Annotated in this window: 33 protein-coding genes, 6 tRNA genes and 2 pseudogenes; 28 read left to right on the forward strand and 13 right to left on the reverse strand. The window is 48.3% G+C overall.

All coding sequences use genetic code 11. The features are described from left to right. Positions 1–43 precede the first annotated feature (43 nt). Together PISL_RS09505 and PISL_RS09510 are read left to right on the forward strand one after the other, a co-directional pair. A tRNA-Leu gene (locus PISL_RS09505) sits at positions 44–128 on the forward strand. 44 nt (positions 129–172) lie between these two features. Continuing rightward, a tRNA-Met gene (locus PISL_RS09510) sits at positions 173–267 on the forward strand. A gap of 427 nt (positions 268–694) precedes the next feature. Here the strand turns inward: PISL_RS09510 and PISL_RS09515 are convergent. After that, on the reverse strand, positions 695–1,300 hold the full coding sequence (locus PISL_RS09515; protein ID WP_011763575.1) for a hypothetical protein: 606 nt from the start codon (positions 1,298–1,300) through the stop codon (positions 695–697). 26 nt (positions 1,301–1,326) lie between these two features. Between PISL_RS09515 and PISL_RS09520 the strand changes: the two genes are divergently transcribed. The 4 genes from PISL_RS09520 to PISL_RS09535 all read left to right on the forward strand — a co-directional run bounded on the left by PISL_RS09520 (position 1,327) and on the right by PISL_RS09535 (position 4,526). After that, positions 1,327–2,544, forward strand: a complete 1,218-nt coding sequence (locus PISL_RS09520) for an acyl-CoA dehydrogenase family protein (protein ID WP_011763576.1) — start codon at positions 1,327–1,329, stop codon at positions 2,542–2,544. A gap of 22 nt (positions 2,545–2,566) precedes the next feature. Further along, positions 2,567–3,259, forward strand: coding sequence for a phosphoribosyltransferase family protein (locus PISL_RS09525; RefSeq protein WP_011763577.1), 693 nt, complete (start codon positions 2,567–2,569; stop codon positions 3,257–3,259). A gap of 160 nt (positions 3,260–3,419) precedes the next feature. Further along, positions 3,420–3,686, forward strand: coding sequence for a CBS domain-containing protein (locus PISL_RS09530; protein WP_011763578.1), 267 nt, complete (start codon positions 3,420–3,422; stop codon positions 3,684–3,686). 9 nt (positions 3,687–3,695) lie between these two features. Next, the gene (locus PISL_RS09535) at positions 3,696–4,526 is read left to right on the forward strand and encodes a 7-cyano-7-deazaguanine synthase (protein WP_011763579.1); all 831 of its coding nucleotides are present in this window, start codon (positions 3,696–3,698) and stop codon (positions 4,524–4,526) included. A 22-nt stretch (positions 4,527–4,548) separates the two neighbouring features. Here the strand turns inward: PISL_RS09535 and PISL_RS09540 are convergent, their stop codons facing one another. Next, entirely contained in the window at positions 4,549–5,358 is an 810-nt protein-coding gene (locus PISL_RS09540; RefSeq protein ID WP_011763580.1) for a carbon-nitrogen hydrolase family protein, read from the reverse strand. A 27-nt stretch (positions 5,359–5,385) separates the two neighbouring features. On the opposite strand from PISL_RS09540, the gene PISL_RS09545 reads away from it, so the two are divergent. Next, a complete protein-coding gene (locus tag PISL_RS09545; protein ID WP_011763581.1) occupies positions 5,386–6,000 on the forward strand; it encodes a LysE family transporter in 615 nt (204 codons plus the stop codon). On the opposite strand, the gene PISL_RS09550 is transcribed toward PISL_RS09545, so the two are convergent. Beyond that, positions 5,980–6,675: a DUF72 domain-containing protein gene (locus PISL_RS09550; RefSeq protein ID WP_011763582.1), complete on the reverse strand. Its 696-nt coding sequence runs from the start codon at positions 6,673–6,675 to the stop codon at positions 5,980–5,982. The two genes, PISL_RS09545 and PISL_RS09550, sit on opposite strands and share 21 nt — an antisense overlap. 207 nt (positions 6,676–6,882) lie before the next feature. On the opposite strand from PISL_RS09550, the gene PISL_RS11595 reads away from it, so the two are divergent. The 4 genes from PISL_RS11595 to PISL_RS09560 all read left to right on the forward strand — a co-directional run bounded on the left by PISL_RS11595 (position 6,883) and on the right by PISL_RS09560 (position 8,492). Then, on the forward strand, positions 6,883–7,008 hold the full coding sequence (locus tag PISL_RS11595; RefSeq protein WP_280531765.1) for a hypothetical protein: 126 nt from the start codon (positions 6,883–6,885) through the stop codon (positions 7,006–7,008). 95 nt (positions 7,009–7,103) lie between these two features. Then, positions 7,104–7,222: transfer RNA gene (locus PISL_RS11090), tRNA-Asp, on the forward strand. Positions 7,223–7,324: 102 nt separating this feature from the next. Beyond that, positions 7,325–7,963: a peroxiredoxin gene (locus tag PISL_RS09555; protein WP_011763583.1), complete on the forward strand. Its 639-nt coding sequence runs from the start codon at positions 7,325–7,327 to the stop codon at positions 7,961–7,963. A 28-nt stretch (positions 7,964–7,991) separates the two neighbouring features. Beyond that, positions 7,992–8,492 carry a DUF429 domain-containing protein gene (locus tag PISL_RS09560; RefSeq protein ID WP_011763584.1) on the forward strand — a complete coding sequence of 167 codons (501 nt, stop codon included), beginning with the start codon at positions 7,992–7,994 and terminating at the stop codon, positions 8,490–8,492. On the opposite strand, the gene dpdh is transcribed toward PISL_RS09560, so the two are convergent. Continuing rightward, complete coding sequence (gene dpdh / locus PISL_RS09565) at positions 8,489–9,580, reverse strand: D-proline dehydrogenase (protein WP_011763585.1); 1,092 nt, start codon at positions 9,578–9,580, stop codon at positions 8,489–8,491. The genes PISL_RS09560 and dpdh overlap by 4 nt on opposite strands. A gap of 35 nt (positions 9,581–9,615) precedes the next feature. On the opposite strand from dpdh, the gene PISL_RS09570 reads away from it, so the two are divergent. The 14 genes from PISL_RS09570 to PISL_RS09635 all read left to right on the forward strand — a co-directional run bounded on the left by PISL_RS09570 (position 9,616) and on the right by PISL_RS09635 (position 17,377). Then, on the forward strand, positions 9,616–10,494 hold the full coding sequence (locus PISL_RS09570; RefSeq protein WP_011763586.1) for an ABC transporter substrate-binding protein: 879 nt from the start codon (positions 9,616–9,618) through the stop codon (positions 10,492–10,494). A 30-nt stretch (positions 10,495–10,524) separates the two neighbouring features. Beyond that, a complete protein-coding gene (locus tag PISL_RS09575) occupies positions 10,525–10,689 on the forward strand; it encodes a 30S ribosomal protein S14 (RefSeq protein ID WP_011763587.1) in 165 nt (54 codons plus the stop codon). 108 nt (positions 10,690–10,797) lie between these two features. Further along, the gene (locus PISL_RS09580) at positions 10,798–11,190 is read left to right on the forward strand and encodes a 30S ribosomal protein S8 (protein ID WP_011763588.1); all 393 of its coding nucleotides are present in this window, start codon (positions 10,798–10,800) and stop codon (positions 11,188–11,190) included. 225 nt (positions 11,191–11,415) lie between these two features. Beyond that, positions 11,416–11,877, forward strand: coding sequence for a 50S ribosomal protein L32e (locus PISL_RS09585; RefSeq protein ID WP_011763589.1), 462 nt, complete (start codon positions 11,416–11,418; stop codon positions 11,875–11,877). A 2-nt stretch (positions 11,878–11,879) separates the two neighbouring features. Beyond that, positions 11,880–12,323 carry a 50S ribosomal protein L19e gene (locus tag PISL_RS09590; RefSeq protein WP_011763590.1) on the forward strand — a complete coding sequence of 148 codons (444 nt, stop codon included), beginning with the start codon at positions 11,880–11,882 and terminating at the stop codon, positions 12,321–12,323. A gap of 1 nt (position 12,324) precedes the next feature. Beyond that, entirely contained in the window at positions 12,325–12,942 is a 618-nt protein-coding gene (locus PISL_RS09595) for a 50S ribosomal protein L18 (protein WP_011763591.1), read from the forward strand. A gap of 120 nt (positions 12,943–13,062) precedes the next feature. Beyond that, positions 13,063–13,171: transfer RNA gene (locus PISL_RS09600), tRNA-Thr, on the forward strand. 95 nt (positions 13,172–13,266) lie between these two features. After that, positions 13,267–14,292, forward strand: coding sequence for an acyl-CoA thioesterase (locus PISL_RS09605; RefSeq protein ID WP_011763592.1), 1,026 nt, complete (start codon positions 13,267–13,269; stop codon positions 14,290–14,292). Between the two features lie 343 nt (positions 14,293–14,635). After that, complete coding sequence (locus PISL_RS09610; protein WP_053240494.1) at positions 14,636–15,430, forward strand: hypothetical protein; 795 nt, start codon at positions 14,636–14,638, stop codon at positions 15,428–15,430. Next, entirely contained in the window at positions 15,408–15,650 is a 243-nt protein-coding gene (locus PISL_RS09615) for a Rab family GTPase (protein WP_011763594.1), read from the forward strand. The genes PISL_RS09610 and PISL_RS09615 overlap by 23 nt, the downstream gene beginning before the upstream one ends. A gap of 45 nt (positions 15,651–15,695) precedes the next feature. Beyond that, positions 15,696–16,208, forward strand: a complete 513-nt coding sequence (locus PISL_RS09620) for a hypothetical protein (protein WP_167827684.1) — start codon at positions 15,696–15,698, stop codon at positions 16,206–16,208. Positions 16,209–16,224: 16 nt separating this feature from the next. Next, positions 16,225–16,548, forward strand: coding sequence for a hypothetical protein (locus PISL_RS09625; protein ID WP_011763596.1), 324 nt, complete (start codon positions 16,225–16,227; stop codon positions 16,546–16,548). Then, positions 16,518–16,763 carry a hypothetical protein gene (locus PISL_RS09630; RefSeq protein ID WP_053240496.1) on the forward strand — a complete coding sequence of 82 codons (246 nt, stop codon included), beginning with the start codon at positions 16,518–16,520 and terminating at the stop codon, positions 16,761–16,763. Before PISL_RS09625 ends, PISL_RS09630 begins: the two co-directional genes overlap by 31 nt. A 275-nt stretch (positions 16,764–17,038) precedes the next feature. Then, the gene (locus tag PISL_RS09635) at positions 17,039–17,377 is read left to right on the forward strand and encodes a FliH/SctL family protein (protein WP_011763597.1); all 339 of its coding nucleotides are present in this window, start codon (positions 17,039–17,041) and stop codon (positions 17,375–17,377) included. Positions 17,378–17,398: 21 nt separating this feature from the next. Here the strand turns inward: PISL_RS09635 and PISL_RS09640 are convergent. The 4 genes and pseudogenes from PISL_RS09640 to PISL_RS11100 form a co-directional block, all read right to left on the reverse strand. Then, positions 17,399–17,507, reverse strand: a tRNA-Cys gene (locus tag PISL_RS09640). Between the two features lie 51 nt (positions 17,508–17,558). Further along, positions 17,559–18,206, reverse strand: a pseudogene (locus tag PISL_RS09645) (diphthine--ammonia ligase); the annotation flags it as partial. Further along, a complete protein-coding gene (locus tag PISL_RS09650) occupies positions 18,203–18,475 on the reverse strand; it encodes a hypothetical protein (RefSeq protein ID WP_011763599.1) in 273 nt (90 codons plus the stop codon). The pseudogene PISL_RS09645 and the gene PISL_RS09650, both read right to left, overlap by 4 nt. Before the next feature lie 63 nt (positions 18,476–18,538). Then, a complete protein-coding gene (locus PISL_RS11100; RefSeq protein ID WP_167827685.1) occupies positions 18,539–18,679 on the reverse strand; it encodes a hypothetical protein in 141 nt (46 codons plus the stop codon). Positions 18,680–19,017: 338 nt separating this feature from the next. Here PISL_RS11100 and PISL_RS09655 point away from each other — a divergent pair. After that, positions 19,018–19,239 (forward strand): annotated as a pseudogene (locus tag PISL_RS09655) (putative peptidoglycan binding domain-containing protein); the annotation flags it as partial. On the opposite strand, the gene sfsA reads toward PISL_RS09655, so the two are convergent. Both sfsA and PISL_RS11105 read right to left on the reverse strand, forming a co-directional pair. After that, the gene (gene sfsA / locus PISL_RS09660) at positions 19,217–19,912 is read right to left on the reverse strand and encodes a DNA/RNA nuclease SfsA (protein WP_011763600.1); all 696 of its coding nucleotides are present in this window, start codon (positions 19,910–19,912) and stop codon (positions 19,217–19,219) included. The pseudogene PISL_RS09655 and the gene sfsA sit on opposite strands and share 23 nt — an antisense overlap. 325 nt (positions 19,913–20,237) lie before the next feature. Next, on the reverse strand, positions 20,238–20,384 hold the full coding sequence (locus PISL_RS11105; RefSeq protein ID WP_167827686.1) for a hypothetical protein: 147 nt from the start codon (positions 20,382–20,384) through the stop codon (positions 20,238–20,240). Between PISL_RS11105 and PISL_RS09665 the strand changes: the two genes are divergently transcribed. Beyond that, the gene (locus tag PISL_RS09665; RefSeq protein ID WP_053240578.1) at positions 20,378–21,322 is read left to right on the forward strand and encodes an MBL fold metallo-hydrolase; all 945 of its coding nucleotides are present in this window, start codon (positions 20,378–20,380) and stop codon (positions 21,320–21,322) included. The two genes, PISL_RS11105 and PISL_RS09665, sit on opposite strands and share 7 nt — an antisense overlap. A gap of 41 nt (positions 21,323–21,363) precedes the next feature. Here the strand turns inward: PISL_RS09665 and PISL_RS09670 are convergent. Beyond that, positions 21,364–21,451: transfer RNA gene (locus PISL_RS09670), tRNA-Leu, on the reverse strand. A gap of 41 nt (positions 21,452–21,492) precedes the next feature. Beyond that, entirely contained in the window at positions 21,493–21,666 is a 174-nt protein-coding gene (locus tag PISL_RS09675) for a preprotein translocase subunit Sec61beta (protein WP_011763602.1), read from the reverse strand. A gap of 421 nt (positions 21,667–22,087) precedes the next feature. Here PISL_RS09675 and PISL_RS09680 point away from each other — a divergent pair, with 421 nt between their 5' ends. Then, the gene (locus tag PISL_RS09680; RefSeq protein WP_011763603.1) at positions 22,088–22,819 is read left to right on the forward strand and encodes a sulfite exporter TauE/SafE family protein; all 732 of its coding nucleotides are present in this window, start codon (positions 22,088–22,090) and stop codon (positions 22,817–22,819) included. Here the strand turns inward: PISL_RS09680 and PISL_RS09685 are convergent. Continuing rightward, the gene (locus PISL_RS09685) at positions 22,787–23,446 is read right to left on the reverse strand and encodes a hypothetical protein (protein ID WP_011763604.1); all 660 of its coding nucleotides are present in this window, start codon (positions 23,444–23,446) and stop codon (positions 22,787–22,789) included. The two genes, PISL_RS09680 and PISL_RS09685, sit on opposite strands and share 33 nt — an antisense overlap. Positions 23,447–23,481 lie beyond the last annotated feature (35 nt).

Here is a 23,481-nt window from a genome sequence, read left to right on the forward strand (position 1 = left end):
ATCTGCAGTAAACTTATTAAGGTTTTCAAATGTAGAAACAGAGGCGGGGGTGCCCGAGCCAGGTCAAAGGGGCAGGGTTCAGGTCCCTGTGGCGTAGGCCTGCGTGGGTTCAAATCCCACCCCCCGCATTGTTTTGGCGAAAGCTTTTTAACTCCGCCAGTATTATAAACCAGCGGCGGTAGCTCAGCCTGGTTAGAGCGCTCTGGGGCAGAGCCCCGCGTAAGGCTCATAACCGGGAAGTCCCGGGTTCAAATCCCGGCCGCCGCATGTCTTTATGATGAAGGCGTCGGGACACTATAGACTGATGATAGCCACCTGGAGGGCTGAGTACGGCCTTTTAAATAGCGCTGTCTATTAGAGAGATTTTGCAAAATGTTAAACGTTAATGAGGATAAACCCCACCCTCTGGGGCAGGGCTTTCTTCTAGGCTATATTTTTCATGGCAGAGTGGTGAAGAAAGAGATGTGCTTAATACGGTTGGGCGGGTCGCTTGAGGACGGCTCTGGCGGGGGGGCGTCTGCCGCCCGCTAACCTCGGCAACAGCCGTGTTGTAAGGCTCTACCCTGCGCTGGGGGAGAGCCGCCCGGCCCCTGGCACGTCATAGATGCCAATAAAGACACGGGCGAGAAGAAAGCCCCTAGGCGTAACAGCCTAGGGACAGGCGGAGGAGGTCGGTCATAGTGTATGTTATCAACTACATAGTTTGTTGTTTTGTCGATGTTATACACTCTGCGTCAAGTAGTGGGGTAAGTGGACTCTCGGCAACTCCTTCCCTAACTGCCCACGTGGCTGTGTGGAGAGCGGCTTTTGAAATTGGTCCTAGGGGGAGGGGGACTTCTACTATCTGCGGCGTATGTATAACGTCTGCCTCTGGGCACGAGCCGCCGTATTGAGAGGCTATAAGTGTTAGATCGGGGGCGTATTCTCTAGCCCGTTTTATTAACGCCCTGGCCAGCGGCTGATCTACACAGGGTATAACTAACGCATCTGTAGAGATGGTATGTGCCAATATCCTATCGGCTAGGTTGTTATAATAGGCCTCCTCTAGTATTCTGTCTATATCTACGCCGTTTATGTCATATACACAACGGCCTCCACACGCCAGTTCAATTATCTTAGCTGCTCTGGCGTCTTTGATGGCGAATTTCTCTATTCCGCTGTCTATAAGCCTTTTTGCTACATACATGGCTACGTATTGAATATAGTGTAGAGCTGGTGTTGTATAAAGTGGTACAACGGGTATTTTCCTCCCTCTGTAATAAACAGCTATGTTGTCTTGAGATATTTCAAGAGCTAACATTTAATAATGAGTTTATAGAGATATATATGGACTTCGGCTTATCTAGCGAGGATAAGCTTTTTGTAGAATCTGTTAAATCATTCGCTGAGAAAGTTATTGCGCCCAGATGGGTTGAAATAGACGAGAGGAAGTGGCCTATTGAGGAAGTGGCGGCGAAATTAGGCGAGGCCGGCCTCTTGGGTATGACTCTAAGTTCTAAATACGGCGGGCAAGAGGCGACGTTTCTACAAGCAGCGCTCGCAGTGGAGGAGTTAGCGTATGCAGACCCATCGCTCGCCACTCCGGTGTACGTGTTGTTAGAGACCGCTTGGCCTTACATAGTCCAGCGCCACGGGCGGGATGAGGCGAAGGAGGAGGTTCTGCCGGAGGTTGTGGCTGGCCGCGCCTTCGTGGGCATAGGCTCTACAGAGCCGCAGGGGGGCAGCGACGTGGCGTCATTTCAAACGAAAGCAGTTAAAGAGGGCGGCTTGTGGAAGCTATATGGCGAGAAAAACATGGTGACTGGCGTATCTACAATCTTAAATTTGCCATATGGCGGCGGCGTAGTCGCAATTACAAGGACAGGCAGACTTGAGGATAGACACAAAGGGATAACAGTCTTTCTAGCGCTTCTGAAGAGGAGGGGCAGAGTGACGCCGGGCTTTACCCATAGAGATTGGGATGAGATAGGCCGCCATGGTCTCTCTACGGGCTATCTAACGCTAGACGGCCTTCCTGTAGAGGACGTTTTTATGCTTGGCGAATTAAACGGCGGGTTTAAAATCGCAATGGAGGGCTTTAACCTAGCCCGCACAATTATAGGAGCGGCGTCTATAGGCGCCACTAGGTGGTTGTTAGACAGAGGGCTTGAGTGGATTAAACAGAGGGTGGTCTTTGGAAAGCCGATTGCAAGTTACCAATCGATAAGTTTCAAATTTGCCGAACTTTATGCAAGACTTGAAGCCGCGAGACTTGCAGTCTATAGAGCGGCTTGGGTTGCAGATAGGTTTTACAGCGGCGATACTGCGTTTACAATACACGACGTCGCCACTGCCGGAGCTACAGCCAAATATCTATCTGTCAGTCTCGCAGTAGAGGCGGCGTTGGAAGTTATGAAGTGGTTTGGTGGCGCCTCTTACTTTAAGGAGACTAATATAGCTAGGGCGTTGTTGGGAATTTTGTCTTATTACGTCGGAGCAGAAGGCGCTGAGAATATACTTAAGTTGATAATTGCGAGAAATATCATTGGCAGAGAATTTGTTTAATTTTCCACAATAAAATATTTACGTGAGGAGGATCGAGGGTCTTAGAATTCAGCTAGACGCAGTGAATTATCTTAAGTCAGTAAAAAAGCTGTTGGGCGTCACCTATAGAGACCTCTCGCCTCTGTTAGATCTTCCTGAGAGTGTGTTGTCAAGATATGTGACAGGCGATATGTTACCCTCTGTTGAGACGGCGCAGGAGATGTTGGCGAAACTTATGTCGATGTATCCTATAGAGACTGTGGTTAAGGCTAAGCTTAAGCTTTATGACACATATGTCGACATGTCTTTTGTCAACCTTCCCGAATTTTGGCATCTTTACGAGATATACATAGCGCGTAAATTCGAGGGACTTGAGGTTGATGTTGTCTTAACAGCTGCAGTAGATGGAATACCGCTTGCCGTCGCCGCAGCCTCTAGATTTGAGGCTATGTTGGTAGTCGCCAAGCAATACAGAGAGCCAGGGGTAGAAAACTACGAATATACATATCTCAGAGAGGGGAGACCCGTTACACTATATATCCCCGCTACGTATATAAAAAGGGGAGGCAGAGTTTTTATAGTCGACGACATTGCCAGGACTGGAAAAACTCTGAGGGCATTAATCGGATTATGCAACAAGGCAGGCGCCCAAGTGCTAGGCGCGTCTATACTCGTGGCGCGTCAAGGCTTAAACATTGAGGCGAATTTTCCAATAGACATAGTCTATACATACTAAAGGGCGGAAATATTAAAAATAAAATATACGAAGTGTTCAGAGCTTTTGAAAAAGCCGTCGATTCTGAGACCGCCGCTATACGAGACGTGGCGGTGGAGCTAGTAAAAACAAGGTGGGGCTTGTGGTACTTACAGCTAGAGCCTAAAAACTTGTCGCTGTTGTGTCCGAGAGAGATATAATAAGGGCAGTGGCACAGGAGTTAGACCTGGATAAACCTGCCATAGAATTAGGCAATAGGCCTATCACTATACTTGATTCAGACCCTATTTTAGCGGCTACGGAGACTATGCGCCGGCATAACATTCGTCATGTGGTAGTTGTAAATAAAGAGGGCGAGTTGGTAGGCGTGCTTTCGGTAAGAGATCTCTGCTACGAGAGGACTATACTTCAAGAGCTGGCTAGAGAGGAATATATTTTATGGGGGTGAAAAAATACCATGGCTACTCTGGTGAAACCAGAAAGGCCTTGCCGCGCTGTCGCCGTCGTATCCGGGGGGCCTGACAGCACGTGTTACGCCGTCCTCTGGCTTAAGAGGGGTTGCGATATACATGCGTTGTCTTTTCTCTACGGCCAGAAGGCGTCTGTAGAGGTAGAAAAGGCGCAACTCGTCCTTAGGAAGATAGATGAATTAGCCGCCGCCAGAGGCTGGGGGAGAGTTGTAGAACATAGAGTAGTCAATCTCTCTGCCTTGGGCGAGCTATGGCGTGGAACACAACTGACAGATTCCTCTCTTTCTGTAGAGAGGGAATATACGCCGACGGTTGTCGTCCCAATTAGAAATGTCGTAATGGCGGCGGTTGCCACCGCATACGCCTATACAATTAGGAATTTTACCGGGGCGAAGACTTACGTTATTTACGGGGCGCATTACGACGACATAAAACCGCGTGAAGACACTTGGGAACCTCGATATCCGGACTGCTCCCCCGAATGTATAGAGGCTCTCCAGACGGCCTTTCGTATATGCCACTTCCGCGCTGAGAGAGACGTAGAGATCTGGACTCCCTCTAGAGAGGGGCTTAAAAAGTCGCAACTCCTTAAGATATGTCATCAAGAGGTGGGCGATTTGATATACGAAACCTGGTCTTGTTATAAATCTGGCGAAGCCCACTGCGGAGAGTGTGAAAGCTGTAGAAATAGACATGCGGCATTTATAGAAGCCGGACTGCCCGACTGTACCACATATTTAGCCCCGCCCGGCCCAGGCTTTGAAAGAAGAGGTCGCTTCTATATACATATAAGTTGTGTCAGACGAGGACAGACCTAATTTTTGCTGAGACTTCAGATAATCAAGCCCTCTTCATAAATCCGTCGTTCCCATGTTCATCACATAGCCTTCTGTATAAATGTGGCCTTCTAAGATATATAGTTGGCACAGTTTTTCTAGCTTCTTCTACAAGACGTAGATCTATTAAGACCTCGCGATATCTCTCCCCAGCGCCAAGCTCTGCCTCTACAACGCCGAAGGGGTTTACCACAACCGACCTCCCTGTGAAGCGCGGTCCCCAGAGAGCTGAGACTGCGATGTACATACCATTTTCTATAGCTCTAGCCCTTGCCAAGATGTGTAAAATCTCCTCTTTTAGAGGACCTGCATACCACGCGGCGGGGACGGCCACGAGGTCGGCTCCTGCCAAAGCTAATTCTCTAAACACCTCTGGAAACCTTAGCTCAAAACATACTGCAAAGGCGACTCTGGCCCCCCTCACTGTATAGACTTGCGAAAGTTCGGCGCCTGGCTCTACAAACTCAGACTCTTTATAGCCGTAGGCGTCGAAGAGATGCGTCTTCCGATACAACCCCACTACCCTCCCCCCTGGATCTACTAAAACTGTAGTGTTATACACCTTCGGCCTAGGCCCCCGCTCTAGGAACCCCCCGACCACATAGGCGCCGAGCTCTCTTGCCAAACGTCCAATTAAGCTGGTGAAATCTTCGATAGCTACTGCCTTATTCCAAATCTCCTCCGGGGGGAGCCCGGTGGGGTCGAACATAGAGTACTCTGGTAGAAGCAGTAGATCTGGCTCAGACCTTCCCACGAGACTTCTTAATTTATCTAAGTTACCAGGGGAAATCTGAGCTATGCCCAACCTAAACATTATAAAGGAGGATCTACGGGTTTAAACATGTTAAACTTAATCCTCTCCATAACACTGATAACTCCATCTGGCGCATTTTCTCCAGGCCCCCTCACTGCTTCTGCAGTGGCATTGGGGGCAACTCGCGGATGGAGAGCAGGTCTCTATGTCGCCGCCGGCCACATGGCCTTTGAGCTTCCCTACGTTACAGCCCTCGTCTATGCCTTCAGCAAGATCAACGTCGAGACCTATAAGCTCCCCTTGACCGTAGCCGCCCTCGCCTTCATACTATATTTCACGTACCTCCTCCTAAGAGACGCCTGGAGGATAGCCAGAGGTAGGCCGCCAGCCATCCCCACGTCTAAATTTACAAACCCTCTGGTGGCAGGCATAGCGTTAACGGCTCTAAACCCCTACTTTCTCCTCTGGTGGATAACGGTGGCCGGCCCCATAGTGGCGGAGCTCGCCGCCCAACCCCCCTATGTCTTTGCCGCGGTATATGCCGCACACGTCTGGATGGACTACCTCTGGCTAGTACTCATGGCGTCTCTTGGAAATGCCGCGTCGCGTCTCCTCTCGGCGAAGGGCTACGCCGCCTTTCTCGCTGCTCTAGCCATCATGTTGTTATACTTCGGCGTTGAGCTACTGCGTAAGCTCTTTTAAAATTGTAAACATAGCCCTGGCGTTTTCTAACATGGCGTGGTTGTTGTTGAAAAAGACATAGGCCCTCTCCGGCTTAAGTTCTATAATTTTCTGTGCAACCTCTCTAAGCTCCTCTTCGTCATAGTAATGTGAATACCAAAGCGTTCGTCCGTGCATCCGTAGATACACGGTTCCCCCAGCTTCTACGATCCAAACCCAATCTGGCGAATCTATAGAAACGGGGGTAAAGCCCACATCCTCAGCCCATTCCACAATGTCTTTACTAAACCAGCTGGGGTGTCTAAATTCAAACGCCGCCCTCCTCCCGAGCAAGCCGGCAATTTTCTCCACTCGTGACATATTGACGCTAGATTTGACAAAGATAGGCGGCATTTGGAAAAGATAGAAATCTACATATGGGTCAAGCGGCTTGAACACTTCGAAAAACCTTTTCAACAGCTCTAGTGCTCTATCAGAAAGTCTGCCGAAGTGGGTAACCCCTCTATACACCTTCACAGCCCACCTAAGCCCACCGCCGACTTTTGCCCACTTCGCCGTTTGTCTCTTAGTGGGAAATCTGTAGAAACTGGCGTTGAGCTCAACGGCGTTAAGCCCGCTCTGTTCCACATACCATTCAAGCGACTTGCCTAAATTCCAAGAATAGAGCCACCCAGACGTCCCAACAAACACCTCCATAGACAACACTAGACCTACACAAAAACTTGTTTACCGCTATTGCAACCGCCCATTTTTTCGGCAACTAGACTCATACTGCCGCAGTAGCGTTCTGAAAAGCAGCATGTATGCCAAGCCTCTTCTCCCGACCCCTGAGACCTTGATAGAGGCCGGCCTCTTATATGTTTATAACTAAAAGTCTCGCCCCTCAAGGCGGGGAGACAAGTTATGCAGTATATAGTGACCGCCCATAGATTTATAAAACAAATGTATAAAGTTGCGGCTAAAACATCAGCCGCCGTCTTAACGGCTGTTGCTCATGAAAAATATCTAGATTCGCTAAGGGAGTTCTAAAAACTCCTAGGGCGCTTTGCCAATCTAAAGCTATTGTTGTTGGCGAAAAACTTTTTAAAGTGAGCCGTAGTTAGAGCCGCCCCGGCTAGACGGGGGCCGTAGCCAGCCGGCTACCCCAACCGGTAGTATAGCCCGGACTAGTATATGGCCATGTGCCAGCTAAAGCGGGCCTGTCGAGCCCGTGACCCGGGTTCAAATCCCGGCCGGGGCGCCATTGTCTCAACTCTTTAACCTACGTGCCCAATTTTTCTATTTATAACTTTCAGAAGTATTTTCGGGATAGAAACATTTATAAATTCAAATAGAATTTGTATCTATGCCAGAAGTAAAAGGCCCGTACCTGGGGATGAAAATTCCGGAAGATCTATGCTTCAGTACAGACGCCGGGAGGAGGTGCTTCCGTGACTACAGGGGCAAGTGGCTACTCTTGTTTAGCCACCCCGGCGACTTTACGCCAGTCTGCACGACAGAGTTTATCGCCTTTGCAAAGAAATATGAGGAGTTTAAGAAGAGGGGGGTCGAGCTACTTGGCCTTAGTGTAGATACCGATATAAGCCACATAGAGTGGAAGAGGCAGATAAAACAGCTGTGGGGTGTCGAGATTCCATTTCCAATAATCTCCGACGTGCCAGATTTCCAAGTAGCAAATTTGTTTAACGCAATTCCACCAGGCACAACAGCCACCGTAAGAATGGTGGCGTTAATAGACCCAGAGCTAAAGCTAGTTTGGTTCGCCCTATATCCGTTGACAAATGGCAGAAATATCGACGAGATTCTGCGCATTATTGACGCGATACAGTTCACGTACAAATACGGCTATGCCACTCCAGCCGACTGGAGGCCAGGCGACCCAGTAATAGTCCCACCGCCACATACTTACGAAGAAGCCGAGAAGAGACTAAAGGAGGCCGGAATCGAGTGCAAGACCTGGTGGTTCTGTACAAAGAAACTGTAAATTTTTTTCTCTTCACCTTCTCTTTCTTGTGGTTGTTGCCGGAGTCGACCTTTCGGTGCGTAGACCTTCTGCCGTTGCTGTATTTGAGGAATGTGACCTCCTCTACCTAGGGCTTGGGCTAGGCGACGGAGATGTCGTCAAGCTCGTCGGCTTGTTTAAGCCTGCTGTTGTGGCTATAGACGCCCCCCTCTCTATGCCGCCGGGGGGGCGCGGCTTGAGAGATGTGGAGAGGGAGTTGAGGAGACTCGGCTTTAGGCTTCTGCCGCCCATGATGGGGGGTATGGCTAAACTTACCGAGAGGGGGGTTAGGCTTGCGGGCGCGTTAGAGGGCGTGGTGATAGAGGTGCACCCAACGACGAGCTTAAAGGCGATGGGGCTGTCTAGGAGGGCTGTAGAGAGGTGGCTGGGCCTGCGCCAGAGGGATCTCGTCGATGCGGCGGCTGCGGCACTGACGGCTGTGGCGTATACAAGGGGGGCCTACAGGAGGTTCGGCCCCTTTGTCCTCCCCACGGCCAGGGTCTGTCTCTAGCGGCGGAAGCGGCGCGCGGTAAGGGCCTCTACCCCGGGCTTCCCGAGGGCTAGGTCTGCGGCCAGCTTTCCCAGGGCTGGGCCGTATGTCCAGCCGAGTCTACAAGCCCCTGTTACAATCACGACCTCGCCTACCTTGTCCACTATGGGGAACCCGTCTGGGGTACAAGGCCTGTAGCCCACTGACATGTCTAACACCTCGAAGTTGCCCAAGACCTCCCGGGCTCTTTGCAACACCCTGGCAGAGGGACTGTGATCTTCCGTGCCATCTAGGTCGAACCTACCCGTTACCTTTGTCCACTTGGGGAGGGGCACCACCGCGACCCCCTTGGTCATTTCTATAAACATGCTTTGGGCTTTGGCTGTGGTTCTGAAGCCGTACCCCTTAAACGGGGCGACTGGGATTCCGAATTTCCTCGCCCAGTAGCCGGCAGCCACCACGACTGCGTCTGCCTTCACCACGTCGCCGCCCTCTAGCCAGACCTCCCGGCCGGCCACCTCCTGCGCCCTCCTCCTCACCATCTGGACCCCCTGTAGCTCTCTAAGCATTCTAGCCACGAAGTCTTCTGTAGATAACTTCGCGGCGTCTAAATACACCAGCGCCTCTCTGCCACAACATCTGCCCGTCTCCACCTTCGGCGATAGGGGATCGCGTTTGGCCTCTTCCAGCGCCGCCGCCACGTCTATCCCCACCTCATAGAGAGGCTCTTCTGAGTAAGCGAAGTCATTCTCTGCCTCAGCCAGCGCCCTGTACTGACGCCAGGAGTATTCGCCGAGAGTTTTTATAGCTTCCCACATGTCTTGTGTAGGCTCCCTACCCCACGCCCTGAGGTATGCCGAAATCCAACGCCAGTCCCAAGTCTTTATCCTCGCGTCGCCACGGAGAGCCATAGAGAGGTACCTCTTGGGGTAGGACCTCACGTTTATCCGGTTTATCACAAAGCGTGTGAACTCCAGAATGCCCGCCGCCGCCTTAGACCAGCCGCCTGGCTCTCCCTGCTCGATTATCACCACGTCTGCGCCTTGTTGTCTCAGATGGTATGCTGTAAAAAGGCCGATAATTCCACCTCCAACGATGGCAACCTTCATGGCAAATGTTTTATACAGGATATTTATCAATTACCATGAAGTCTGTGGCTGTCTCAATAGCGGCGTTGCTCATAGGTCTCGTCTTGGGCTACCTCGTTGGCTTCTCCACGGCGCCGAAGGCTTCCATAGCGGCTACAACCACTACGCCGAGCGCTACTGCGACAACTGCCACGCCCTCCTCTCCCCAAGCGGCTTGTCCAGTTTCTGTCGACGTTATTAAGAAGAGGGGGAAGTTAATAGTTGGCACAGACGCCACGTGGCCTCCCTGGGAATGGGTTATGGGCGACAAGATAGTGGGCTGGGATATAGACATCGCCCGCGAGATCGCGAAGGCCCTGGGGGTTCAGCTGGAGATTAGAGATATGAGATTCGCCGGCCTTTTAGAGGCCGTTAGGAAGGGGGACGTGGATCTGGCCATCAGCGCCATCACCTGGACTTCTGAGAGGGAGAAAGTCCTCGAGTTCTCCATGCCGTATTATCTGGAGTCTATAGTAGTTGTGACTAAGGCTTCGCGCACAGATATAAACAAAGTGGAAGATCTCTATGGCAAGACCGTGGGTGTACAAATCGGCACAACCCACGAAGAGTGGGCGGCTACAAACTTGGAGAAGCCCGGGAAGGCGACTGTGAGAAGGTACGACAAGGTGTACCCCTATATGGTCGAGGTGTTGAAGAGAGGCGACGTAGACGCGATAATCCTAGACCGCTCCATCGCCACAGCTCTTGTTAGAAAATTCCCCGATCTCAAGATCGCGTTTGAGCTTCCTGGTTCTGCAGGTTACATCTCGGTGGCTATGCCTAAATGTGCCCAAGATCTTAAGCTAGTTGTAGATCAAGTAATTGAGAATCTTATGCAAACTGGTAAATTAGACGAGATTTTCCAGCGGAATTTCGAGCTATTTCTACAGTCGTAAAATTTTAAATACACCCCCCTTTTTCCGGCTGTGCCGTCTACAAAACCTCCAAAGGAGAGGCCCTACGGCAAGAGCAAGATAAGGTGTATTAGATGTGGCACTAGAGAGGCTGTGATACGTAAATACGGGCTGTATTTATGTAGGAGGTGTTTCCGAGAGGTAGCTCCACAACTTGGCTTTAGAAAATACTATTAACAAAACTCTCCGTCACTAGCTTATATTCGAGAGCAGTGGTATTTTTGTCGCCTTTCTAGATCTGGAGTTAGGCGAAATGTTTTTAAAGGTAGGGGGTTCGCGGAGACGATGGTGATGCTTGACCTGCTCTCTAACGCCTTGATCCAGATTAAAAATGCAGAGATAATGGGCAAGAAACAGGTAGTAATATGGCCTGTGAATAAACTAATCTACCATACATTAAGAGTACTTCAGCGTTATGGCTACGTTGGCGAAATAGAATATATCGACGACGGGAGAGGTGGGAAATACGTAGTCCAGCTGCTTGGGAAGATCAACGACATCGGCCCAATAAGGCCTAGATACCCGGTGAAATATAGAGAGATTGTTCAATGGGAGCAGAAGTTCCTCCCCGCTAGACAGATAGGAATTTTAGTCATCTCCACAAGCCAGGGCGTTATGTCTCATATCGAGGCTAAAGAGAGGAAAATCGGCGGCGTTCTATTAGCTTACGTTTACTAAAGACGCTCCCCACCGCCCTCTCACTTCCTGGGATTTTCAAGCGCGTCAAGACTAGAGAACGTCTCTGAAGCCTCTCTATTTACAATTGAAAGCCCCGCCCTTTAGGGCAGGGAGCGCGGTCGTAGCCCTCGTAGGGGGTCTTACAACGCGGTAAGTTTCGCCTTTCAAGAGATCGTGCTAAGAAATAGCGATGAAATTTAAATACTCTTTTACTCCCCGTTTTTCGTGTCTGCGAGACCTAGGAGAGAGCTCCCACAGCCCCTTAGGAGATTGCTTAGGCTAAGGCTTTTACTTAAGAGGAAGAAGCCTGACTTCGTGCGTATAGACCAGTGGAGGTATAAGAGGATTGAGGATAGTGGATGGAGGAACCAGAGGTCGCTTGACAATAAGATTAGGAGAAAGTGGAAGGGCTGGCCTAAGCCTGTGGAGGTAGGCTACCGCAAGCCTGCCGCCGTACGCGGCCTACACCCCAGCGGCTTTGTAGAAGCTATTGTACATAGCCCAGAGGAGCTGAGTAAACTAGACCCCAAGATACACGCCGTTAGAATAGGGAGGACAGTGGGGCTAAAGAAAAGACTTGAGATTGTGAAAAAGGCGCGAGAGCTGGGATTCTACGTGCTTAATCCTGGGAAAAGGGTGGAGGAGCTGTTGAAGAAAGAGTTAAATAAGGCCCAGTCTAGCCAATAGGTATGGTCGATGTGAAAAGACTTGCGGCAGAAATCTTGGGAGTTGGGGTAAGTAGGGTAAAGATATCGCCTGAAGCCGCCGAGAGGTTAGAAGAGGTGGTTACTAAAGACGATGTAAGAGCGCTCATAGACCAAGGGCTTATTTGGGCTGAGCAGAAAAAAGGCGTATCTAGAGGACGTTGGCGTATTAGACATGAGAAAAAGAAGGAGGGGAGGAGGAGGGGACACGGTAGCCGCAAGGGGAGGAGGACAGACGAAGAAGAGGTGTGGAAAAACAAAGTGAGGGCCATGAGGAGATTTCTAAATACTTTGAAGAAAAAGGGCTTGATAGAACCTAGAGTCTGGAGACAGCTATATAGGATGGTGAAGGGCAACTACTTCCGTGACTTAAGTCACTTGAAGATGTATATAAACGAACATAAGCTAGCGAAAGAGCCTGTACGGTAACATGGCAAGAGGCCCTAGATATAAGGTTCCGTTTAGAAGGAGGAGGGAGGGCCTCACTAACTATAGGAAGAGGAGGAAGTTACTACTCTCTAAAAAGCCTAGGCTTGTGGTTAGGAAGACAAACAAACACATAATTGCTCAGGTCGTTGTGGCAAAGCCACAAGGCGACGTGACTATTGTAGGCATAGACACAAGGGCGCTTGCTAAATTCGGCTGGAAGGGAGATGAGAACAACACCCCGGCCGCATACCTACTGGGGCTTATCGTTGGATACAAGGCGAGAATACGTGGTGTGAAAGAAGCTGTGCTTGACATAGGTCTTCACAGACCTGTGGCTGGGTCGAGAGTGTTTGCAGTGCTTAAGGGCGCTCTAGACGCCGGTTTAGAGATTCCCCATGGCGAAGAGATCATCCCCAGCGACGATAGAATATCTGGTAAACACATCGCGGAATATGCAGAAAAACTCAAGAAGGAAAACCCAGAGCTCTACAAGACGAGATTCTCTCGATACCTCCAGCGGGGATTAGCTCCAGAAGAGTTGCCTACTCACTTTGAGGAAGTGAAAAAGAAAATTATAGAGTATTACGAGGGAAAACTCGCCAAAGCTATAGCTCAGTAATATATATATTCTTCCGAGGTTCTATCTTATAGAGTGCCGCTGGAGTGCCGCCCTAGGCGGCTCTATGATAGTCGGCCCCCCGGCCTTAAATTTTAAAAATAGCTATTTACATAAAGGCAAGCCCCGGTAGCTCAGCCCGGTCGGAGCGCCCTGGGGTAACGCCCCGCGTATGCCTTGTAGCTGTTGGCAAGACAGCGGGAGGTCCCGGGTTCGAATCCCGGCCGGGGCTTTTTATATCAAGTTGTCGTAGTCCAGTGTGTAGAGATCTATATTACGAGCGGGGGTAATGAACACTGGCGGGAAGAGGCGATAACGCCTAGGGTCATGGTTTTAATATCGTTTTTCTTCTGGCTTGTGGAGGTATTTGTATCTAGGACTTTAGTAGAATCCACCCGGTTGGTGTCGCAAAGACATGTAAATCCACTTGGTATGTTATATGGCGGCTATATGTTACAGTGGGTTGTAGACGTCGGCAGTGTAGCGGCTATGAATTTCGCCGAGGGAGATGTGGTACTTGGGTTTTTAGACAGGATGCATTTTGTCACCCCGGTGAGGGCCGGCGATTTATTAACTTTCAGAGGCTGGGTTGTAAACGTCAGACGGAGTAGTATCTCTGTGTTAGTGGAGTCTTATGTAAAGAGAGGGGGCGAGACTAACTTGGCTACAGTAGGTAGAATGATATTTGTAAAACTTGGGCCTGGAGGAGAGCCTGCGCCTGTGGGGAAGAGGGTGATTTGCGACGTGGGATGGGAGGAGTTGTGTAGTTACTTCCAGAGGTGGAGGTCTGATATAGATGCGATAGTTGAAGGGGAAGAGCCCGGCGTAGAGGGAGATTGGCATTTAACAAGTAGCTTCTTAGCAATGCCTGAAGACTCTATCGATGGAGTCTTAATGTACGGCGGGAGACTTCTCTATAGACTAGACGAGTTGGCGTTTATAGAGGCTTTTCAGTTTTACCCAGCTATATATGTGACAGCTAGCGTCAACAGAATTGTCTTTAGAAGGCCTATCTATGTTGGAGATATTGTCTCTGTTAAAACAGGGGTTACTCACGTTGGCTCTACAAGTCTAGAAATTGGCTTTGTAGTAGAGGCGTTTGGCCAGAGGGGCCGACGGAGAGTTGCCGACGGCTACTTTACTTTTGTCAATATGTCCGAGGGGAAGCCAAGCGAAATTAGGGTCCCGCCTAGAGGCGACGAAGCCGCTAGAAGAAGGAAAGAGGAGAGTGTGCAGGAGGCCAGGATGTTGAAGGGGCTTAGACCGCCCGCCGGGGCGGAGCCGTGGCTTCTTCAGCTGGCTAGGAGGTGGTTGAGGAGCTCCTCAAGCTCGTCTTTAAGGGCTGAGGTGTAGTAGAGACGGACAGCCCCTATGGCTGTCGCAACGTCACCACCTTCAGACATAAATCTAACACAAGAGCTTAATGATATATTTTACTTACGACAGCCGTCTGTCCCTAGGCGTCGCCTAGGGACTTTCTCCTCGCCCACGCCTTCGTCAGCAACCAAACTATCTCTAGTGCAGGCTTGTCGAACGCGAAAGCCGCGTGGCGGGATGCCGAGGTCATCCAAGCGCCGCATAGAACATAAAAGATGGTTTGCCGACGTAGTCTCTTGTCGTAGATCTGCCGACGTTACACGCGTTATAGACATTGTTGAAAAAGTTGTATATTAATAGCTACGCGTTAGTGATAAACGTGTCTACAGCTCTTGACGCAGGAGTCGCCGGAAGCCGTTACCTACGTCTCCTATTGAAACAAAACGAGGTAAAGGTAGACGATGCCCTGGGAAGGATATATCAGCTATTAGCTGAGCTAGGCTATTTTGTAAAACGTGGCGATAAATACAAGCGTACAAACAAAGTGTTGCCTACTGTATCTAGCCGTCTACTCGGCGCAGTTTTTGACGACATAATCATCCCCCATCTCCTTGGCGAAGCCTTTAGACTAAATCACGAGGCGCTTTTTGCCGCAACAGCACTTTTCCAATCGCTAAGAGTAAGAGCGTCGACGAAAATAGGTAGAGGAGAGCTGGCGCTGGTGGCGGGCTGGCTTCCCTGTGGCTTCTCTACAGAGATATCTGCAGCAACGGGGGCAGACCTTGTGGTATTAGACGAACACTGGGAAGTCTTAGCGCTTGAGGAAGAGCGCGTCTCAATACGGTTACCTCTAGAGCTGGAAAAAATCGGCGAATCTATGTCCGTCTCTCTCTACGTCAGCTTTGAGGTAGGGCGTATAGACGATCTACCCGCGGACAAATATGGGCTGTTCTCCTTCGCAATTATATGCCACAGGGGAGTAGATTTAAAAAGAGTCCGGGAGCTGGCGAAGAGAGTATATAGGGTAAATTTCATGGGAGCCCTCGGGATATTTGCAGACCTTATCTCAGAGACGTTAGGCCTAGGCAGAGGCGAAGAATGCGGCCGGGGTGGGAAGATTATATATAGAGACTCAGACCTCTGTATAACAGATGTATCGAAAGAAGGAGAGTAACCCAGTTGTTTTTATGGGCGTCGGCGAAGTTGGAAAAACCACATATATCTATAGGATACTCGGGATTGCAAAAACGCCGAGAGTTACCCGGAGGCCCGGCGTCTATCAGATAGTAGTTGGAAACAAGGAGTTGTATCTCGTAGATACGCCAGGTCAATACGCCGTAGAAGTAGCACAAAAATATTACAAGGCTATGAGGGTCTTTGGTATTTCGACCTAATTGTGTATATGTTGTAGATCAGAGCTTTCTAGATATGAAAAAGTGGTGGTTAAGCCAAGTCTAGAGGTTGCTAGAGAGATATTTCTTCAAAATAGCGAGGTTTACTGTGGCGACGATTATGCGAATGTCGTAGTGGAGAAGATCTCAGAGTGGGGCGAGGGGTTGGGTTTTATGGCTCTCTATGGGGCGAAGTCTCTTCAATATTGCGACGAGGATCCCGCCGCCGTTGTGAAAGAAGCCAGGCGTGTATATGTGGAGAGACTTATGTCTTTTATAAAATCGGTGTATGCCTCTACGTGTTCAAAAGGTAGAGTTTTTATAAACGTATTGGCAAATAAATATCTTCCGCCTTCCATGGTTGCACAGTCTATACACTACGACGTAGTGGAGTCTAAAGTTAGGACGTTAGAAAAGCTCCTGGCGCTTATAGACAGAGTCACAAGGCCTCACAAAGAGTATGTAAAAATATTGGCGCTACAATCGGCGGGGGAGTTGAGACGGTTAATGAGACCCACTTGGTATATAAAGGCGCTAGGCGCAAAACTGGGGGTTATATAAAGAGGCTCTTCTAAAGGTGGCTGAGGAAGTGCGACGTCTCTGCGGCATAGCTTTACGGGAGATAGATATACGTATGTTAGTAAAGGCTTATGTAATTGCTTACGAGGCCTACGACGACTTAGCCAAGTCAATAGTTGCGCTTGCCTTGGGCAGAAGCCCGTGCCTAGGGAAGATGCAGCGGCTTTGCCAACGTGGTGTATTAAACGAAGCTGTGGTAGAGGCAATTCTAAACCCCTACAGACTGTCGATCGACGTTCCGCCCACAGTAGTGGGGGGCTTGAGTATTACGCAGGGAGGGGAGCTGAGGAGGTGGAGGAGAGGAGTTGGATCGAGGTGTTAAATACTCTATACGAGGCGGCTGAGAGAGTGAGGGTGGATTTAAGACCGTTTAGAGACTATGTGAAATTGGCGCTAGCCCGCGGGAATTTAATTACGAAAAAACTTGCGCTTGCGTTAATTCAATCTGTCGCCGTGGTGCCAGCTGAGGTTTTAGCAGCGGCTGTTGGAAAATGCGGTGGCGGGGACTGGCTATGGGGAAGTTATAAGACGGTATAAACCACCTGAGCGCTGTATTCAACCTATGTAAACTGTCTACAGCTTATTGCTACTGTTTTAAATAAACATGAAAGAGGGATTAAATATCAAGGCGCCGTTCTTAAAATACCATTTTCAGCAACTTTAGACTACTACAACAGACGTGGCCAACTATATACAAAGCTTGTGTTTATACTTGCCGGGTTTCTATTCCAAGAGCTTAAAAGAGTAAACAGGTCGCAGTGGTTTGAACAAATATCAACGTAGAATATTTATCAAAATATGTAAATAGATAAGTGAATCTAAAAACATTAGTGGCGTCAGTATTGGCATCTGTAGTTTCTGCCGACGTCCATACGGTATATGCCCTCGTCTCAGTTGCAAGAGACGAGCTTAGGGAGAGGTTTGAAGTCTCTCTTCCAGCTGTGGAAGAGGCGCTTAGGCAGTTAGTGGATGAGGGATACGCCGCGGAGTATGAAGAGCTGACGCTAGATCTCAAAAAGAGAGTAAAGAAATACGTCATTAGAGATAAGATTAGAGAGCTGGCGCAGCCGCTCCCACCTAAGACACAGCAAATTGCCAAGTTGAAATATGTCACGCCAACTTTCTATTATTTGCTTAATCAACAGAAATAGAGAGCGCGATAAGACGGACATTGGAGCCCCGGCCGGGATTTGAACCCGGGACCTACGGGTGGCTGCCGTAGCCTGCAGCGTCGGCGGACTGGCGGTCCTCCGCCGCTCTGCCGGACTGAGCTACCGGGGCTAGTCTCTTTACTCCGCCTTTATTTAAATTTTTAATTCTGGCCTCTTTAATAACAAAGTAGCCCCACCCGCTGGGGTGCCAGTATTTTTCGCCCGCAACTATTTCGACAGATAGCAGGGGGCTTTCAAAAACATATGTTTCATATTCTCCTCCCTCGCCGACGGGGGAGAACCCATATCTCCTACTCGCGGCGATTATTTCTTCTGCTACCTCTGGTGTTACGACAAGGCCCAAGTGTCTGGGCTCTAGCCCCATCGCCATTGCGGCGGTAATTATAAAACGTAATCTCCGCGCCTCTTCCCTCAAGACCTCTTCCTGGTCGCGGCCCCAGAGAGGCGTTATGTGGACAAGGCCGAGTCTTTCGGCTAGGGAGTCTATACGCGATTTTTGATATCTAGACGCCACAGCCCCTGTCACAATACCCTCTATCTTGTGCCGCTCTACTATTACCTTTAGCGATTGGTAAAGTTCTTCTACTTCCCTCTCCTTCTCGCCGCTTACTTCAACTAAATATTGGGACACACCCATGGCCTCTCCATGTAATAGACTCCACTTGATATTTACAGTGTGGAACATATAGGAGTCTGCTCTTTGCGATACGACAGTTATTAAACACGCCACCTCATGTCCATCCTCAAGTGCCTTTAAGAGAGAGTAGTGGCTGTCTTTCCCCCCTGTGTAGAGAACTGCCACCCTCATTTTTTCAACTGGCTAATCACTCTCTCTACATACGCCACAGCCTCGAAAACGCTCCCCAGATTTACTACCTCTTCTTTCCTAAGCCCCGGCCCTCTTACGGCATATGCCAGCCGCTTGGTCTTGGGAAACCATAGGAAGTAGACTTCGTAGTTTCCAACTCTCCCATTTACCCACTCCATTAATCCATTTGTCTCACCACGGCTTTCAACTACATCAAGTCTTTTTGCAATTTCGGCGTTGAAAGTTTCTATAAATTTTAGTAGATCCACGTCGGGAGTTGTAGAGGGGTAAAAATTTTTACTAAAAAGCCCCGTTTTTGAGACATAGGGCAGTTATCTAAGCTTACTACACCTATCTTCTCTTTTCTCAGCCACATTACTCTTCTGCGGCGGACCTCCGAATTTACATATGTTGATGTACGGCGCAAGTATTAGACACATGCTATTTATGAAGTTTTTGAGCTTTGTCCACATAAAAATAACATGTACCGTTTTTTAAAAAGGCTTTTAATTGTGCTTATTTTGCCTAGCTATTATCGCCAATATATGGTAATATAGATCCCACAAGTTTTCCTACCTCTTCGACACCCAGCTTGAAATGACGTAAGATTTAGGTAGTGTCGCTAGTTGTGACTCTGGCGAGACCAAGCATTTGTGTAAGGCTTGGCCTTTCCAAAGAATTTTTATTTTTCTGCCTTTATAAAGCTATGTCAATACATCTTCCATACGCCGTCTTTATCTAGGTAAACACTCCTCTCTCGCGATAGTTTTGAAAGCACAGCTCTTACTGTAGTCATTTAAACAGAGACGACCCAAGAGATGTGATAAACAAAAGAGATGTGGCGGCGGAGGTTCAAGAGATCTTGAAAAAGCTGTGTTTCTACAGGGGGGAGGTGACAGGCGTGTGGGATGATAGTACAGAAAGGGCGTTTAGAGAGTGGGCCGGGTATGAAAATTTTGAAAACAAGATTAGAGATGACGATAAGATCTGGGGCTCCGTATATCGCTTTCTCAAAGAGCTAGCAAATCGATAGGCAACTCCTCTATATATCTCAGACCCCATTTAAACATCTCTAATTTTACCGCGTGTATATAGACGCCGCTTCTGTAAGCCCTGACCAGAGCTTCTGCAAACTTTCTGTCCATCTCCCAGTTCGGCGAAAATACCTTAGCCCTCTTCCTAAACACTAGAAATATAACATGGGCCTCAAAGCCCTCCGTCACTGCTTTTGCAAGCTCTTCCATATGCCGCGCACCTCTTGAAGTTGGGGCGTCTGGAAAAAGCGCTCTACCGCCAGCTTCAAGCGTGACGCCCTTGACTTCTACAAGAGCCCTCTGGCCATTGGGCCCTCTGAGTAAGAGATCAAACCGCCCCTTTCCAAAGGCTGGCTCATATCTCTCAATTGCATATCCGCGTAGTAAGAATCCGGCCTCTATTAGCCAAGACGTTACTTTGTTATGTGCTGCCGGATCTATAAGTACAAGTTCGTCGTCTAGTTCTACGGCAGTTAGATAATATTGTGTCTTGCCCCTCTGTTTACGCCTAGCCCATATCATTGCGCCGGGAAATAACAACTCTTGAAGCCTACCTGGGTCATGGATATGTACAAGAGTTTCAACTCCATCTATTTCAGCCAATCCAACAAATCTATTAAGTCTCTTTTTAAAAATCCCCCAGACGTCAGGTTTCTCAATAGGGAAGTACATACGACGGATTCAACTATAATACTTTTTATCAAAACTGTGTTAATTCCCATGTCGAGTAAGGCGATATGTAGCTGTTGTTAAACGACGGCCTCTTCTCGCCCCAAGGGGCGGGGCCTATAATGTCACAGAGCCTTTCTTAAAGACTGCGCTAGAGAGACAACCTCACGCTTACAAATACGTCATGTATAATGGCGATTTCTCTTCCTACTACTAGCTTTCCTCCAGGACTCGGGTACCTATAGCTTTTCCCATCCCTAGTTGGCATCGGTTTGGGTTCCCTCCGGCGTTTCCCTTTAGCAATCGTCTGACGTACCTGTTGTAGTTATCAAGTTGAAAACGCCTTGAGCTGGAGGCTTCCTATGAAGATGTCTATAAGTGCAAAATTTGTCGGCTTATAGAGCTGTGCGGCTTCTTTTATATGAGTCTCGGAGGAATACATATATGGAGATATTCCATAGACACAGTATGTCATTTGAAAGGCTAAAGGTGCCGTTGCCAGGTATGGAGCTTGGCCACATCAATGTCTATGTTTTCAGGTGTTCAGATGGGTATGTGTTAATAGACGCAGGTCTCGCCACGTATGACGCAGCTCTTGCGCTTATAAGAGGGCTTAAGTCGCTAGGCGTAAAACTTTCAGAGATTTCGAAGGTGTTTATTACACATCTACATGCAGACCATATAACTCTTGTCCAATTTCTATCTGAAGTAGCATCTCCAGATTTTTATATTGGGAAGGAAGAACTAAGGGATACAATAACTTCTTTTGATGAATTTATAAATAAGTACATAGATGAATACAAGAGACACGGAGTTCCAGCCGACATACTTGAGGCTTTTCTTAAGTTACATCCAATGTCTAGGTTTAGAAAGGCGTATGAAGATATATGGAAATTAAATTGGAAGGGTGTTGGCGATGGCGAAAAAGTTGGTTGTGGGCTTGAAGCAGTATGGACGCCCGGCCACACGCCGGGACACACAGTATATGTGACAAAATTTGGAATTTTTACCGGCGACCACGTCTTGCCAAAAATAACGCCAAATATCTCCTGGTATCCACGTCCAGGGTTTAATCCGTTGAAGGAGTATTTGTCTAGTCTAAAAAAAGTCGATTTAAAGACAAGGGGATTTCCGGCGCATGGGGATGAAATCCCTAATTTATCTGCCAGAGTTTCGGAGTTGTTAAAACATCACGAAAGGAGATTAAACGAAATACTAAAGGTATTACAAGAGCCTTTAACTACATATCAAGTTGCTAAAAGGATTAGTTGGGACGCCGGCGCCTTCGACCAATTTAATGCATATAACAAAATCTTTGCCATAGGAGAGGCCCTCAGTCACTTAATCTACCTAGAAGAAGCTGGTGTAATACGGCGCGTGGAGAAAGAGGTAGTATACTGGGTTCGGCTTTAATATTCTGCGGCTTTCTGGGTTTTACCAAGACTATAAAGAGGTGGTGCGGGGGGTGGGATTTGAACCCACGCAGGCCTACGCCACAGGGACCTAAACCCTGCCCCTTTGACCTGGCTCGGGCACCCCCGCCTACTTACTTAATAGGCTGGGAATTAAAATTTTTCCGTGTGTTAAAGGGGGTGTAGGATGTTTAAGACTAAAATTGCTATAATTACCGTAATTGAGACTAAGATAGCAGTTCTTGGGTTTAGTTTAATACGCTCCAACTCTCCCTCTTCACTAAATTTAATAAGACCCGCTGCGACAAAGGGGTTTAGACCTTCGTATTTCCTCCTACGTGCCATAAAGTTCACAACTTTTGCGTTTAAAAATTTGATAACACAAGCCCAACTCTTTAAACCTCGTGCAAGCGGGAAGCGCGGGTGAAAGCTAAAAATATCTCTAGGCAGAGGTCTAGGCTTTCAATTTCTCTGTTTTCATAGCCTTTACGAGGTTAGAGAATTTGACCCGTTACTCAGCCCATGCGAGTGTCTTCATGTTCTGACCATTGGGGTGTCATCACATTAAATTGTGAAGTAGAGATTTTAATATTGTGAGCCCCCTGGTTGTAAGCGTAGGTTTCATACGCCGATTTATTTCCAAAATAACGTGTTTTATGAAATTAAAAACGTTGATTCTTACAATATGAGTCCCCTAAACTGAAGGTATATGGGTTTCTGAAAATAGGCATGCTGTTATTTTAATAGGTGTGGTTGATTTGGTCATATGTATTGGATTGCCATTTTAGCGGGTCTTTTGGGCGGCCTTCTTGGCCCTCTTATCGGCGTAGGAGGGGGCGTGATAATTGTCCCTATGTTAAATCTATCAGGTGTGGTCTTTCAAACTGCAGCGGCGGCAAGTATGTTTTCTATAGTTGTCACATCTGCAGTCGCTGTGTATAATTACAGAAAAATGATCAACTTTAGAGTATTAGCCGGATATATGGCTATATCTCTTTTGGCCGCAGCCATAAGCGCCGTTGTTTCTGTTAAATACTCAGGGCCGTGGATTAAATTAGCATATGGTATTTACCTAATAGCAGTTGGCATGGTGCTTTTAAAAAACGCGAGGCCGCGCAGAAATATACCTTGGCTAGGCCTACTCCTTATATTTATCGGCGGCTTTGCCTCTTCTCTTTTTGGAGTCGGAGGAGGCACGATTTTTGTCCCAGCTCTTATATTAATCTCAGGCTTTGACCCCAAGTCAGCCGCCGCTATGAGCATGGGTATTATTTTCCCAACTGCAGTATCTTCAACTACTATATATGCAGCATTAGGCGTGCTTAACCTCCCGCTGGCAGTAGCCATAGCAGTTGGCAGCTTTATAGGCTCCTATACCTCGAGCAGATATATTATGCCGAAGCTAAAGTCTGGAACGGTGAGGAGGCTTTTTGTTATCTACGTGTTTGTAATAGGTATTTACTACCTATGGAGTTATTTTTCCCTGTCCCTGTCTTAAGTTTTCAAATGCCGTCTTTATCCACCTGAGCCAGTCTGTGTACGTCCTATCTCTGCCAATTGTAAAAGGCTCATATACAACATACGAGGTGTCGTTACGAAATATTACAACATATATAGGAGGCGTTTGTGCCACCGGCGCACCCCCCAGCGGCCTATATTGGCCATATGAGTGCGCCACAAGTTTTGCAAGTTCAAACGCCTGGTCTACTCTCTGTGTAAAAACCGTGGCGTTTTTAATCTCCCCCTGTAGATAGTCTTGTAGCGTTATTTTGCCATCATAGAGAAGAGAGAGGTATCCTCTTGTCGCGTTGTCTATAGCCCATGGGGCTAAATACACTGTATACCCCTCTGCTGTTTTTAACAACTCGCGTAATACAGCCAATAACTCAGGTCGATTTGCCGTGTTGATTTGATCGCGGTACCCCACTATTACCACCCCCTGCGGGCCGCGTTGAGCTAAAATACCTATTTGTGAGACGTAGTTTAATACGGCTTGTCTCTTGGCTTGGTCTTCCCAATACGGCTTGTACATGGGCTCTTTGCCATAGGCGCCGGTGGCTAGAGTTGCAAAGAGTATGCCCATAGTGACGACAAATGCGATTGTGAAGACAAGCCAGTTATTCATAGGCCCCTATTTGACCCACCTATATAAATTTATAA

The sequence above is a fragment of the Pyrobaculum islandicum DSM 4184 genome (assembly GCF_000015205.1).
Classification (GTDB): Archaea; Thermoproteota; Thermoprotei; order Thermoproteales; family Thermoproteaceae; genus Pyrobaculum; species Pyrobaculum islandicum.